This is a genomic window from Actinoplanes derwentensis (assembly GCF_900104725.1).
Lineage (GTDB): Bacteria > Actinomycetota > Actinomycetes > Mycobacteriales > Micromonosporaceae > Actinoplanes > Actinoplanes derwentensis.
Genome location: NZ_LT629758.1, coordinates 9,537,559 through 9,552,028 on the forward strand (window position 1 = coordinate 9,537,559; position 14,470 = coordinate 9,552,028).

The 14,470-nt window shown below is 68.5% G+C and carries 10 protein-coding genes; 6 read left to right on the forward strand and 4 right to left on the reverse strand.

Translation table 11 applies throughout. From position 1 onward, the window contains the following. Positions 1-75: 75 nt before the first annotated feature. On the forward strand, positions 76-2,508 hold the full coding sequence (locus tag BLU81_RS42625; RefSeq protein ID WP_172890730.1) for an IPT/TIG domain-containing protein: 2,433 nt from the start codon (positions 76-78) through the stop codon (positions 2,506-2,508). A 106-nt stretch (positions 2,509-2,614) separates the two neighbouring features. Here the strand turns inward: BLU81_RS42625 and BLU81_RS42630 are convergent, their stop codons facing one another. Further along, the gene (locus BLU81_RS42630; RefSeq protein ID WP_373873328.1) at positions 2,615-2,896 is read right to left on the reverse strand and encodes a DUF1540 domain-containing protein; all 282 of its coding nucleotides are present in this window, start codon (positions 2,894-2,896) and stop codon (positions 2,615-2,617) included. A 447-nt stretch (positions 2,897-3,343) separates the two neighbouring features. On the opposite strand from BLU81_RS42630, the gene BLU81_RS42635 reads away from it, so the two are divergent. Both BLU81_RS42635 and BLU81_RS42640 read left to right on the forward strand, forming a co-directional pair. Next, positions 3,344-5,527 (forward strand): IPT/TIG domain-containing protein, encoded by a 2,184-nt coding sequence (locus BLU81_RS42635; protein ID WP_172890731.1) that lies wholly within the window; start codon positions 3,344-3,346, stop codon positions 5,525-5,527. Between the two features lie 221 nt (positions 5,528-5,748). Beyond that, positions 5,749-7,575 carry a hypothetical protein gene (locus tag BLU81_RS42640; RefSeq protein WP_092554788.1) on the forward strand — a complete coding sequence of 609 codons (1,827 nt, stop codon included), beginning with the start codon at positions 5,749-5,751 and terminating at the stop codon, positions 7,573-7,575. Positions 7,576-7,649: 74 nt separating this feature from the next. Here the strand turns inward: BLU81_RS42640 and BLU81_RS42645 are convergent, their stop codons facing one another. Next, entirely contained in the window at positions 7,650-8,363 is a 714-nt protein-coding gene (locus tag BLU81_RS42645; RefSeq protein ID WP_157752019.1) for a hypothetical protein, read from the reverse strand. Between the two features lie 349 nt (positions 8,364-8,712). Here BLU81_RS42645 and BLU81_RS42650 point away from each other — a divergent pair, with 349 nt between their 5' ends. Then, a complete protein-coding gene (locus BLU81_RS42650; protein WP_092554792.1) occupies positions 8,713-10,650 on the forward strand; it encodes a S8 family peptidase in 1,938 nt (645 codons plus the stop codon). A 98-nt stretch (positions 10,651-10,748) separates the two neighbouring features. Next, complete coding sequence (locus BLU81_RS42655; protein ID WP_092554794.1) at positions 10,749-12,500, forward strand: S8 family peptidase; 1,752 nt, start codon at positions 10,749-10,751, stop codon at positions 12,498-12,500. A 1-nt stretch (position 12,501) separates the two neighbouring features. Here the strand turns inward: BLU81_RS42655 and BLU81_RS42660 are convergent, their stop codons facing one another. Then, the gene (locus BLU81_RS42660; protein WP_092554796.1) at positions 12,502-13,230 is read right to left on the reverse strand and encodes a hypothetical protein; all 729 of its coding nucleotides are present in this window, start codon (positions 13,228-13,230) and stop codon (positions 12,502-12,504) included. 262 nt (positions 13,231-13,492) lie between these two features. Between BLU81_RS42660 and BLU81_RS42665 the strand changes: the two genes are divergently transcribed. Next, positions 13,493-13,702 (forward strand): hypothetical protein, encoded by a 210-nt coding sequence (locus BLU81_RS42665; RefSeq protein WP_092558448.1) that lies wholly within the window; start codon positions 13,493-13,495, stop codon positions 13,700-13,702. A 3-nt stretch (positions 13,703-13,705) separates the two neighbouring features. Here BLU81_RS42665 and BLU81_RS42670 read toward each other — a convergent pair whose 3' ends face one another. Then, positions 13,706-14,467, reverse strand: a complete 762-nt coding sequence (locus tag BLU81_RS42670) for a class I SAM-dependent methyltransferase (RefSeq protein ID WP_092554798.1) — start codon at positions 14,465-14,467, stop codon at positions 13,706-13,708. Positions 14,468-14,470: the final 3 nt, after the last annotated feature.

Here is a 14,470-nt window from a genome sequence, read left to right on the forward strand (position 1 = left end):
TTCGTCATTACGCTTCCGGCGGGACGGCCAACTGAGGTCATCCGATTCCTCATGCTTTGCGAGAAAGGCTCTGGCATGCCCAAGATCCGGAAGAAATCCGTGGCCCGCGCCCTCGGAACGGCGACCACTTCGGTAGCCGCGGCCGCCGCCGCCCTCGTCGCCACCGGCCAGCCCGCTCAGGCAGCCACTGTCTCCGCGGTCTCCGCGCCCGCCGGAGCCACCGTCCGAGTCACTGACGCGGGCCTCAGCACCGCGACCGGGCAGCCTGCGGTGCTGCTCAGGACCGATGCATGCGCCAACTACGCGGTACCGGCAACACCTGTGGTCGCCGCTGAGGCGGCCACCAAGGTCGACGCCGGCACGATCAGCTTCCGGGTCCCGGTGCTCCCGCTCGGCACCAACGGCGTGGCGAAGCCCTACAACGTGTGCGTCTACTCGGGCGCCACCGCCAACACGCCCACGATCGGTGGGGCGGCCCCCGTCCTCACCACGTACCAGAACCTCACCAGCAATCCCAGCAGCGGTCTCAGCGGCGCCACCAACAACCTGTCGCTGACCTCCAGCACCCCGATCTTCACCGGGATCACTTCACCGGCCGCTCTCTTCACCGCGAACGCCTGCCCGGCCCTCTACAACGTGTCGAACGGCACCTTCCCGGCCGTTGCCGTCAAGACCGGTCTGGCGAACGCGACGGCCACCGTCACTGTCCCGTCCAGCGTCGTCGGTGCCGGGACCTTCAACACGTGCGTCTACGCCGGTAGCACCGGCACCGACGCGCTCCTCGGCGCCAGCACCTACCAGACCACGCTGCCGCAGCTCACTCTCAGCAGTTCCAGCGGTCCGTACGACTCCACCAACAACATCACCGCCAGCAGCGGAACCAACAGCCTGTTCAGTGGCATCACCGCACCCGGGGTGCTGTTCAGCACCACCACCTGCGCGGCCAACTACGACACCATGGCGGCCGGCACCGTCGCGGTCCCGTCGGCCGGGATCCGCAAACTCGCCAACAACCGGCTGGCCGTCACCGTGCCCAAGTTGCCGATCACCAACCAGCAGCCGAAGACCTACCAGCTCTGCGCCTACACCGGGTCCTCCGGCGAATCGACGGTCCTGGGATCGGCCCCGTACACCTCGACGGTCGTGCCCAATCCGACCTCGATCACCCCGAACGCGGGCCCCAGCACCGGTGGCATCACCGTCACCGTCAACGGCACCGACTTCCCGACCGCGCCCGGCTCGATCAGCGCCACTCTCGGCGGCGCCGAACTGCTCAACGTGACACCGGTGAACCCGACCTCGTTCACCGCCACGCTGCCGGCCCGGTCGGCAGGTGACAACGCCGCGCTCGTGGTCAACACGATCGCCGGCTCCCGGACGCTGCCCGGCGCTTTCTCCTTCCGGAACGCCCTGAAGCTGCTCGGCACCACCACCGCCCCCAACACCTCGTCGGCTACCGACCTCGTGGTTCAGGGCACCGACTTCCTCAGTCAGGCGTTCGGCACCAGCTCCGACTCCGCCAAGATCTACCTGGTCCGCGGCGAGTACGACGGCTCCCAGGCGGAAGGCGGCAACCGTGCCAACGGCCCGGTCGCTGAATGCACCAACCCGCTTGTCCTCAGTGACACCGAACTGGTCTGCACGCTGCGACTCAACCGCCGCCTCGACAAGACCGGCAGTGCCTTCGTCGACCCGCTCGCCAGCGTCCAGCCCCTGACCGGCCTCACCACCGTGCTGGGCAGCCGCTTGCTCGTCTCCGCCACCGGCGTGTTCGGCCTCGACGACGTCGGGCGTGTCATCGCCCAGACCGGCGGCGACGGTGAGATCCCAACCGGCACCAGCATCAAGTCCGTGCTGACCCCGTTCCTGGCGATCCTCTCCGCACCGTCACCCGTCGCAGGTTCGAGCCTGACCGCCGACTTGGGCGGTGCCCTGCGCACCATCGCTGCCGGTACCGGCAACGGCGTCATCACCACGGCCGCCAGCAACGTGATCCAGCTGACCGGAACGCCCCTCACCAAGGCCGACGTCGGCCGGGTCTTCAAGGACACCACCGGCATCCTTGACGGCACCTCCATCACTGCGGTGGCCCCCAACGGCGCCAGCGCCACCCTGTCGGCGCCGGCGTCCGCCAGCAACAGCGCCACCGTCTCGGTCAGCAGTGCGGCCCTGGGCAGCACCACCCTGACCGGAACCTTCACCGCCGGCGACGTCGGCTCGGTCTTCGGCGCCGGAAACGCCGCGATCCCGGCCGGGACGAAGATCCTCAGTCAGACCGGAGGTACCACCGCGACGATCTCCCAGGCCACCGTCGCGGCCATCACCGCCCCGGCCACGCCCGCCGTCGACCGCCCGGTGACCCTCAACCTGTTCCCGGGGGCGCCGGTTCTGGACGGCGCCTACAACGTGGCCATCGTCAGCAACGGTGCCGTCGGCGCGTCCGCCAGCTCCGATTACAAGCAGACCACCCTCACCAGCGGATCCATCTTCACCGTCAGTCCGTTCTGACCTGAAACGCAAAGGCGCCGCCTCACTGATGTGGGGCGGCGCCTTTGCGATGTCCTCGTGATGTTCCGGCATGCCCGGACATCCCGTCCAGAGCCGCAGTGCCTCGTCAGGCGTGCTCGTAGGTCAGGCAGTCCGCCAGGTCCGCGGAGGCACCCACGGTGATGGCCGGCGCCTGGCACTCCAGGTTGTCGTTGTATTTGCAGTCGGCCCGTTTACAGGCGCCCACCTGGGCGGTAGCGATGCCCATTCCACCGGAGAGCCCCGCACCCGCGAAGGTGCCACACGCGGAGTTGCTCTCACTGATGGTGATCGCGAAGGCGGTGCAGCCATTGTGGTTGTACCCACACCCGGTGGCGGTGCAGGCCTGCACGCGGGGCATGTTCAACATCTGAGTCACGGCGGTTCTCCTTCTATCCGGCACGTCATTTCGGCGCTCAGCAATATACCCCGATGCTTGGAGTCGACGCGATTTTCGGTATTGATTTCCGAACGCGAATAATGGTTAGGTAAGCCTTCCCTTGAATGTATTCAGGTAAGGCTTTCCTGGGATCTCGGCTGGCGAATCCCGTCCTCAGGACCGCAGGGCGGCGTGCTGGTAACTATTTAAATATACAAAATTATCTTTTATGGTCATTTGAAGTATTTGAGATAGATACCCTTCCCGGGTGACGGCTCGCGACCACGTCGGTGGGCCCTAATCCAGCGAACGGTTCCGAATGGGCCGGTAGGGGGACCTCGAATGAGCAAGACAGCGTCCAGAGGCCGTAGGGCGGCCTCTGGAAGGCGGGCTCGGCTGATCTGTGCCGGCCTGACCACCACCGCGGTGGGTGCTTCGATGTTCCTCGGAGCACCGGCGGCCTTCGCCGCCGCGCTCGACTCTCTGAGTCCAGTGGGCGGGCCAGCCGGTACCGTCATCAAGGTCGACGCTCCCGGTACGCCATTCGACACCGGCAACCCGGTCGCCTTCTTCGCCACCGGTTTCGCGAGCGGTACCGCATGTCCCGCCTACGTCACCTCGATCACCGGCCAGACCGTCGTCCCGGCCGGCAGCCCGACGAAGATCGACAGTGACGAGGCCACCTTCGTGGTCCCACCCGGGGTGACGCTGAACAGCGGTGCGGCCCGCGAGTGGAAGTTCTGTGTCTACAACGGCACTCTGGCCACGACCACTGCGGTCTACGACACCACTGCCTCGACCTTCACGGTCACACCCGGCATCGGCATGATGCCGCCGAACGGCCCGAGCGGAGGCGGAAACCAGATATCCTTCGCGGCACCCGCGGCCAGCCCTGTCTTCGCCACCGCGGTGGGCCTGGCCTTCGCTGACGCGGGGTCCGGTTGCCCCGGTACCTACGGAACTCCCGGCAGTCTGGCCGCTGCCCTCAACCGCGCCTCCGGCACCGCTGCCACCTCCACGGTTCCCTCGGGCGTGGTCGGTACCGGGCCGGGCACGAACTACCTCGCCTGTTTCTACAGTGGGACGAGCAACGGCAGCACTCTCGTCGGTGTGTCCGCCAGCACCTACGGCGTCTCCCTGCCGGCAGTCACGCTGAGCAGCCCGGTCGGCTCCTGGGCGGGCGGCAACGGCATCACCCTCGACTCGCCGCAGGGCATCCTGGTGGGTGTCGGTGCGCCCGGTGTCCTGCTGGCCTCGGCCGAGCGGTGCCCGCGGACCTTCACCGCCGCCTCCGGTTACAACGTCGTACACCCGGCAGCCGGCCGGATCCGTAAGGCCTCGGACACCCGTGTCGCCCTCACGGTGCCCCCGCTCGCAGGCTCCGCCCCCGCCGGGCCGACCCCGTTCCAGATCTGCGTCTACAACGGTACGACCGTTGGCGCCAGCACGATGCTGGCGGCCGCGCCCTACACGGCGTCGGTCGTGCAGACCCTGTCCTCGATCATGCCGGCCTCGGGTACAGCCCTCGGCGGTACGATGATCACGGTGTCCGGCACCGGGTTCCCCACGGCGCCCGGTTCGATCCAGGCCACCCTGGGTGGCCTCCCGTTGACCGAGATCATGCCGGTCAACGAGAACACCTTCACCGCCCGAACCCCGATGCACGGTGTGGAGCGAAACGTCGCCCTGGTGGTGACCACCCCGGCGGGTACCCGGTCGTTGTCGAGTGCTTACTCCTTCCTCAACGGCATCGCGATCACCCCGAACACGGCTTCCACCGATATCGACGAGGTGGTCGTGGCGGTCAAGGGCGTCGGCTTCCTCTCCACCACCTTCAGCACCACGGTCAGCGACGCGCACATCTACCTCGTGCGCGGCGGCTACAACCCGGCCGATGACGGGGCGAGCAACAAGGTGAACGGCCCGGTTTCGGAGTGCAACGACGTCCTGCCGATCAGCGATAACGAGCTGATCTGCACCCTGCGCCTCGACCAGCGGCTGAGTTCGGCCGGCACGATCACGCCACAGATCGCGGTCGGCCGTTCGGTCACCGACATCGACACCACCGCCAACAGCCGCCTGATCTCGTCGGCCACGGCGAGCTTCACCGCTGACGACATCGGCAAGACGCTGACCCAGACCGCCGGGACCGCGGCGGTCCAGGACGGCACTACGATCGTCGACGTGCTCTCCGGAACGCAGGCCATCCTTTCCATGAAGGCGACGGCCACGGTCGCGACCTCGGTGACCGCTCGTATCGGTTCGGCCGCTGTCCGCACCAACGGCACTGTCGACACCACGAACGCCTCGGCTGAAATCGCCGCGGACAGCGCCGCGTTCACCAGTGCTGACCTGGGACGCGTCATCACCGGAGCCGGTATTCCGGCGGGCACCACGATCACGGCCATCGCTGCCAACGGCGCGGGAGCCACCCTGTCCGCGAATGCCACCGCTACGGCGCCCAACATCACGGCCAGCCTCCACGACCCGCTCGGGGTGCCGGCGGGGGCCTACACGCTGACCTTCGTCACCGAGGGTTCGCTGGGTGTGGACACCACCGCGGCCGGTTACAGCCAGAGCACCGTTTCCGCCAGTTCGTCGTTCACCGTCGCGGCATCCTGATCTACATCGCCATGGTGGTCGCCCAGGGAGTTCGAGCCCCTGGGCGACCTTCGTTTTTTGGTCCTGAGACGACTGTTTCGAGCCGTTCCAGTAGTTCTGTTATTCCTGACAAATCCTCGTATTTACCACGTTAGGCTTCAGCTGAGATGGCCCGCCGCCTATGGGAGTGCGGGCCCACCCAATCCACACATGCGGTTCGCAAGACCGTAGGAGGACCTCGCATGCGCAAGTCCCGAACCGAAACCGGCAACCGCCCGTTGGTTGCCGGAGCCGCCGCGGCCATCGCGACCGTGGCGGCGCTGGCGAGCGCGCCGGCCATGCCGGCCTTCGCCGCCGCGACGCTGACGCTCAGCACGAGCCAGGTCGCCATCAGCGGCGGTACCGTCCTGTACATCACCGGCGGTACTGCTCTCGTCAACACATTGGGCGTCCGATTCGCATTGTCGGCCAACTCGTGCCCAGCCAACTACAACACCGCCCAGACCGGCACTGTCGACGGTGGCCTGATCACGGCCATCGACACGTCGACCGCCTACGTCACCACGCCGGCACTGCCGGCGGCTACCTACAAGCCGTGTTTCTACGACGACGCCACGACCGGTGGCTCGTTCGCCGCTGACACTATGTCCGGCTCCGGCACCATCACCGTCACCGCGGTGAACGTCGGGACGCTGAGCGCGACAACGGGGCAGGCAGCGGACAAGCCGACGCTGACAGCCAGCAGCGCCGTCCTCACCGGCGCCAGCTACGCCACCCAATTCGTCTCCGGGGTGACCGCCTGCCCTACCACCTACACCACACCGAGTTCCACGGCGATCGTCGGTACGACGGTGAAGACGTCCACCTCGGTGCTCACCATCACGGTCCCGGCGACGCTGACCGCCGGAACCGCCTACTACGTCTGCTCCTACGCTGGGACGACGGCCGGCACGAGCGCGCTGTCCCTCCGAGGTGGCGTGACGTTCGCGTCCTACAGTTCGACCCTGCCAGCGGGGGCACTCGTTCCGACCGGGGGAAGCTCGGGCACCCAGCCCACCCTGACCGTGTCGACCACGGGCGGCGCCGCACCCTTCACCGGGACCCCGGCGGTGCTCGCGACCCGAAACAGCTGCCCGCTGACGTACCCCGCCAGCGTGTCGGCCGTTCTCGAGCCTTACGCGGCGACGACGACCAAGATCTCTAGCTCCAAGATCGCCGTCACCCTGCCGGCGACGGTCATCGTCGGCGGCGCCGACGTCACCACGGCCTGGCACATCTGCAGCTACCTCAGCAACAGCACCGGAGCCGCGATGAGCACGGCCCCGGCGATCTACTCCGTCGCGCCGGTCCTCAGCGTCGCCAGTGCGGCTTTCTCGTCGGCCTCCGGCCCGGCTCAGGGTGGCGCCTCCATCACCATCACCGGCCTGACCGGTATCCCGCTGACGACCGGTGCGCTGCTCACCGCGTCTCTTGGCGGTAGCTCGATCAACAGCATCACCGCCCTGAGCACGACATCCTTCAGCGGCACGACGACGGCACACGCGGCCGGCCCGGTGTCGTTGAGTGTGACCACGGCCGCCGGCACCAAGACAACGGCGACAACCGTCTACACCTACACCTACGGCATCACCGTCACCCCGAACACCGCCGCGTCCGCCAGCAGCCCGATCCTGGACATCACCGGTGCCGGTTTCGGAACGCTGACCTTCGGCAACGTGACTACCGCCACAGCCCTGTCGGCCAGCACCGCTTATGTGCTTCTGACCGACAACGACTGGAACGCGCGGGACTTCGCCACCGACAAGGCCGCTGTGGACACCGGTACGGCCCTCCCGGTCTCGTACTGCAACAACATCCTGCCGATCAGCGATGGCGAGATCATCTGCACGCTCAACCTGACCGCCATGGTGGACTCGGCGACCACGGACACGCCGACCATCACCACCGTCGACGTGCCGGACGGCACCTACACGGTGACAGTCGTCAACGCCAAGGACGGCCTCAACGACGCCGACTACAACTTCTCGGTCGTCTCGAGCGGTTCGTCGTTCACCGTCTCGCCGTTCTGATCACGAGCAATACCGTACTGAAATAAGAGCGGTGGCCCGGATTTCATCTCCGGCCACCGCTCTGTCGTTGCTTGTCACTCCATCGAGCGCCACTCCTCTTTCAAAGCGTTCACGGCTTTCGTCCGTGACGGCTTCCCCTCGGGATCGACCACGATCGAGATCACGCTCTTCGTCGGGCTGGTCCGCCAGCAGATCAGCAGGTTGTCCTTTTTCTCCGGTTGGGAGTCGGCGCTGAACCTGACGGTCTGAGAGCAGGGCACATCGCGGTACTTCTTGATCCCCCCACTGACCCAGGCGAGTTCGCGCTGTCCGGTGAGGTCCTCCCGGGCGGTGACCATCCGTACGATGCCGCCGCTGTTCAGAGAACCCTCGGTGATCGCTTTCACCGAATCGGCGGTGGCGGTGGTGGAGGGCTGCAGTGGGCGCTTGAGGTCCACTCCGTCGTCGGCCATCTTCTTTCGCGCATCGAGAATCTCCTTGATCACCTCACTGGAGAGAGGCGACGGGGCGGCCTCGACGGTCTGTTCCGGCGCTGCGGGCCTCATCGCGCCCGATGCGCCGCCGGGAGGTGCCGAAGCCTGCGCGGTGGTGACCGGGGCGACCACCGGGACCTGCTGCGCGGTGGTCTGGCGCGACTCATCGACGATCTCGCTGGTCACCACGTAGGCGCTGGGACCCAGTAGTGCGGCCAGCCCCGCTGTTCCCACGGCCAGCCGCCGGCGCCGGCGCTGGGACCGGGCCGGTGACTGAGGTCCTGAGGCGGGCTTGTTTTCATGTTCTCTGGTCATCTCGAAGTCCCTTGGGTTCGGCTGGTGGCCCATCGAGTCAGGTAATGGACTCGAGTTTCATCGTCGCAACAGGGCTGTCGAAACGTGCTGAAACGGCCGGTAGGAAGCTGAGAATCGGTCGTGGATCGCCTGAGAACGCGGTGGTTCCGCAGCACGGCGAGATCCCCCGCTGCGGGTGGAGTCCTTTCCGTTACCCGCGTATCGGCGGCCGAGCCGAAGTTCGCCCGGCGAACCCGTCCCCGACGGCCGGCGGGGACGCCCGCTACCGAGCCGCAACCGACGAAAGGATAAGCACCCCCCGGAACGCGCCGATGCTGGTCCCCGACTGCAAACGGGAGGGACTTCGAGGATGCGGGTTCAGCTGCTCCGATATGCCGCTGGGGCGGTGGCGGGGGGTTTGCTCGCTGCCGCCGCGGGGGCTTTCGTCCTGCCTGCCGGGAACGCCGGCTGGCGGCCTGTCACCTATGGCCTCACCCAGAGCCCGGAGGAGCTTCTCCCGGCGACCGTGACCGCGGCGCAACCGGCGCGGGTCGTCAGCACCACGATCGACGCCGACGGCCGACCGGTCGTCACCGTCCAGGAGGCCACCGACAAGAGTACCGCGACCGCGCTGGTCAAGGCGGCGCAGCAGGCCGAAGGCGCGGTGAGCGTCGAGATGGACGCGCCGGTGCATGCCCTGGGCGCTCCCATCGGATCCGACCCCTACCGCTCGCAGCAGTGGGACCTGACCAAGATGCGGGTGGCCGATGCCTGGCAGAAGTCGACAGGCGCGGGGGTGACCGTCGCGGTGATCGACACAGGAGTGGATCCCACCCACCCGGATCTCAAGGGCAAGGTTCTCAACGGGTACGACGCGATCACCAACAAGGCGGGAGCCAGCCGGGACGGCAACGGGCACGGCACCCATGTGGCGGGCACGATCGCGGCGGTGACCGGCAACGATGTCGGGGTCAGCGCGGTGGCGCCGGACACGAGGATTCTGCCGGTCAAGGTGCTGTCCGACTCCGGAAGCGGTGTCATGTCGGACACGGCCGAGGGCATCGTCTGGGCCGCCGACAACGGCGCGCAGGTGATCAACATGTCGCTGGGCAGTACTAGCAAGGTCGCCGCGGTCAGCAACGCCATCGCCTACGCGCGAAGTAAGGGCGTCACGGTGATCGCGGCGGCCGGCAACGCCCGTCAGCAGGGAAGTCCGATCTCGTATCCGGGCGCGGACGCCGGGGTGATCGCGGTCGCCGCCACCGACTCGGCCGACAAGGTCGCCTCCTACTCCAACGCCGGTGGTTACGTCGACGTCACTGCGCCCGGCAGCGCGATCATCAGCACGTATCCGGCGGCGCTCGGTAAGGCGTACGCCTCGATGAACGGCACCTCGATGGCCTCGCCGCACGTCGCGGCAGCCGCCGCACTGCTCAAGGCCTATCAGCCGCACCTGACGCCGGACCAGATCGAACTCGTCCTGGAGAAGTCGGCCGTCGACCTGGGCACGAAGGGCTTCGACAACGACCACGGATATGGCCGGATCGACGCGGCTGCGGCTCTGGCGGCGGTCATGCCGGTGACCACCGCCCCGACGACACCGACCATGACCGCCCCCACGGCCAGCGTTCCGGCGACCGCTCCGACCACCAGCGGCCCGACAGAGACCCCGTCCGAGTCGCCCAGCGCGACCCCGTCCGAGTCGCCCAGCGCGACCCCGTCGGGGACGCCCAGCGCGAGCCGGACCGCGAGTCCCGCGCCGAGCGTCGCCCCCACCAGCGCCAAGCCCAAACTCAACCCGCTGATCACCTCTAATGTCACCACCCGTGAGGTGGTCTACGGCAGCAGCACGGCGACCACGTTCACGATCCGGGTCTCGGGCAGCGCCTGGGCGAAAAAGCCGGTACAGCTCTGCATCTCCGACGTTTGCACCGGGACGCAGACCACCTCGACGGGAACCGTGCTGGTGACCCGCGCCGCCACCGCCGGATACAAGGTCCAGGTGCGGTTGGCGGAGACGGACACGACACTGGCCGCGATGTCGCCGACCGCGATCTGGACGGTACGGGCGACAGTCACCGCCAGTCTGACGAGCCGAGGGGTGATGCTCGTGGTCCTTAACGGTGTGAACGGGCAGAACGTGCAGATCCAGCAGTATTCGAGCACCCGCGGATGGGAGACCATCGGCGCCTACGCGGCGGTGCAGAAGATGACGGTCTCCGGGCTACGGGCCGGGCAGAAGTACCGGGCGGTCGTGCCTGGTACCGCCACGATCCTCGGAGCCACGAGCAATACCATCTCGGGCTGAGAATCCACTGCTCCTGACGGACACCTGTCCGGCAACGGAAGGTGCACCCCTCCTCCTTGAGTCTTTGTCCTGTCGCTCAAGGGGGAGGAACACAGTTGATGATCCGTAAGTTCGCCGCCAGTGCCATCGCCGCGGGTGCTCTCGCCGCCGTGGGGGTGCTCGCACTTCCGGCCGGCACCACCGACTGGACGCCGGTGTCGTACGGTCTGACCGCTGCTCCCGAACAACTCGTTCCGGCGACCGTCACCGAGGCGCGGCCCGCGCGTGTGGTGACCACCACCCTGGACCGGGACGGCCGTCCGGTCGTCACCGTCAAGAAGGCCACCGACAAGGCGGCCGCCGTCAAGCTGGTCGAGGACGCGCAGCAGGCGGACGACGCGGTCGGTGTCGAGATGGACGCCCCGGTGTACGCGCTCGGTGTGCCGGCCGGCTCCGACCCGTACCGGGCCCAGCAGTGGGATCTCACCAAGATCCGCTCGACGGACGCCTGGCCGCGCTCGACCGGCGCCGGTGTGACCGTGGCCGTCATCGACAGCGGTGTCGACGCCGACCACCCGGACCTCAAGGGCAACGTCCTCAGCGGCTACGACGCCATCACCGACAAGGCCGGGCCGACCACCGACGGGCACGGCCACGGCACCCACGTGGCCGGCACGATCGCGGCCGTCACCGGCAACGGCGTGGGCGTCTCCGGTGTCGCGCCGGACGTCAAGATCCTGCCGGTCAAGGTGCTGTCCGACGCGGGCAGCGGCAACATGTCCGACACCGCCGAGGGCATCGTCTGGGCCGCCGACAACGGCGCGCAGGTGATCAACATGTCGCTGGGCGGCACCACCAAGGTCACCGCGGTCAGCAACGCCATCAAGTACGCCCGGAGCAAGGGTGTCACGGTCATCGCCGCGGCCGGAAACAGCCGCCGCGACGGCAGCCCGACCGCGTACCCGGCCGCTGACGCCGGTGTGATCGCGGTCGCCGCGACCGACTCGGCGGACCAGGTCGGGGTGTACTCGAACGCCGGGACCTACGTCGACGTGGCCGCTCCCGGCAGCGGCATCGTCAGCACGTACCCGTCCGCGAAGGGCTCCTACAAGTCGATGAGCGGCACCTCGATGGCGGCGCCGCACGTGGCCGCCGTCGCCGCGCTGCTCAAGAGCTTCGACGCCGCGCTGACGCCGGACCAGATCGAGGCCGCGCTGAAGAAGTCGGCCGTCGACCTGGGCCCGAAGGGTGCCGACACCGACTTCGGCAGCGGCCGGATCGACGCGGTCGCCGCGCTGGAGGCCGTCACCAAGGCTCCCGCCACGGTCCCGCCGACAACAGCGCCGTCCAAGATCAAGCCGGAGATCACCGCGAACGTAACCACGGCCGACGTCGTCTACGGGACGTCCACCACCACCAGGTTCACCGTCAAGGTCAACGGGCAGGCGTGGGCCGGCAAGCCGGTCGAGCTGTGCGTGACCGAGACCGACGCCGACGCTCAGTGCACCCGCACCTACACCGGCCCCAACGGGATGGCGCAGGTGACCCGGGCCGCGAACGCGTCCTACCAGGTGGTCCTCAAAGCCGAGGGTGTCACGTCGGCGCCGGTCAGCTACCGGGTGAAGGCCGTCGTCACCATGTTCAAGTCCGGCGAGCGGGAACTCACCCTCACCGTGACCGGCGCGACCGGGCAGGACATCGAGATCCAGCAGGGTGCCGGTACCGACTGGGCGACCGTGGCCACCTGGACCGTGCCGGCCTCGCCCGCCCGGATCACCGTCAACGGTGTCACGCCCGGCCAGAGCTACCGCGTGGTGGTTCCGGACAGCCCGGCCGTGGCCGGAGTGACCACCGCACCGATCGTGGCCTGACCTACTCCATCGCCTGCCACTCGCGGCTGAGCACCGAGATGCTCGACGCGGTGTCGGTGTTCTGTCCGATCGTGATCACGCTGCGGCTCGCCGAGGTCCGCCAGCACACCAGGATTCCCGGATCCCCGGCCGGTATGCCGGTCCCGAACCGGATCTCGGTCGTGCAGCGGATCCCGCGCCCGACGGCGTGGCCCACGTCCCGGGAGAGCAGAGTCTGACGCTCGCTGGTCAGATCCCGCCGGGCGCTGAGGATCCGGATCGTCCCGGATCCCAGCGCCTCGGTCCGTTCCCCGATCGGCTGATCGTCGAGGTCCGGCTCCGGGTACAACGGCTCGGCGGCGGCGACTCCGCCGGTGGACAGGCCGTCACCGGGGTCCGGATAGCCCGGTTCGAGACTCGCCGGGGGAGGCGGTGGCATCGGGCTGATCTGCACCGGCACGGCCTGCCGGGTGGTCTTGGGGGTACGGGTGGGCGAGGCCATCGGGGCAGCGGTGGTGGGTTCCGTGGTCACCGGCGGTGTCATCGGCGCCAGCGCGGCGGGTTCGGGCAGGCCTGGTTGCTGCTCGTTCATCAACTGCGTCACCAGGAACCCGGCACCGGCCAGCAGCGCCGCCGCTCCGGCCACCGCCACGATCGCCTGCTTGCGCCGCCGGGCCGAACGCTGCGGAGCCAGGGCCGCCGAGGAGACGTACAGGCCGCTGCCTGGGTCCGGCTGTCCGTCGTAGGTCATCTCACCGTCCTCGGTCGTGGGCCCGCCATCAGCCTCATGCTCCCAAAGACCGGTACATATCGGGCGAGAATCGAGCCATCTCCCCGAGCCCGCGATTTCCGGCCGGCGCGACCCACCGTGACCGCACCGAAACGATGAGTGCCGATGCCCCTGATGGGCGTCACCCGGACAAGCGAGCAGGCCGCGCAGGCTGTTGACCGCCGGGCGGCGCACGCGCAATGTGTGGGAAACGGAGGGCCTTTTCAGAAGGAGCGGCTACCAGGTGGAGCACAACCCCGACCGGCCGTCCTGGAGATGCGGAGTCTGCGGCCTGCCCTGGCCGTGCGACCCGGCTCGTGAACACCTCGCCCGGGGCCGCAACCGCGTCGACCTGGCCGTCCTGATGTGGGACCACCTCGAGGAGGCCGCCCGGGACATGCCCCAGGCGCCCGCCTCGGATCTCTTCGACCGCTTCCTCCGCTGGACCTCCTGAGATCTACCGGATGCCGGCTACCGCCGCGTCCGGGCCGCCGCGCCACAGGACGCCCGCCTCGCGGAAACCGGCCTGGCGCAGCATCTCGACGTGCCACGTCACCGGCGGGTTCCACTCCTGGTGGTGCCGGTTCGCCGGGTAGACCAACGCCCGCTGCGCCGCCTTCGGGGCCAGCTGCTCGTCGGCGGCGGCCCGGTCCCACCACTGAGGCCAGGACGTGGCCGCGCCCGCCGCGTACCGGGCGTCCCGCTCCGCCGCGCGGTGATCACGCAGCTTCTCGGACAACTCCGGCAGGTCCTCGTCCTCCATGTGGTCGGCGTTCGCGAAGACACCGCCCGGGCGCAGCACCTCCCGGATCTCCGCGTAGAGCGCGCTGATCCGGTCGGCCGGCAGCCAGTGCAGCGCGGTCGCGGTCAGCACCGCGTCGAACGGTTCAGCCGGCAGCTTCGCCCGCCAGCCACTGTCACTCAGGTCGGCGTCGATCACCGAACCGCGATCTCGCAGCGAGGACCCGGCGATCGCCATCAGCACCGGGTCCTGGTCCAGGACGGTGACCCGGGCCCGCGGGAACCGGGCCAGCAGCCGCAACGAGATGCTGCCGGTGCCGCCGGCCAGGTCGAGCAGCCGGGGTGCGTCACCCTCGGTGACGGCGGCCACCGCGTCGAGCATCGCGGCGAACCGCTCCTCCCGGTCCGGCATGAACGCCTGCTGTTGCCGGTCCCAGCTCTCCTGCCACACGACGGGATTCTTCAAGTAAGCACTCATGCT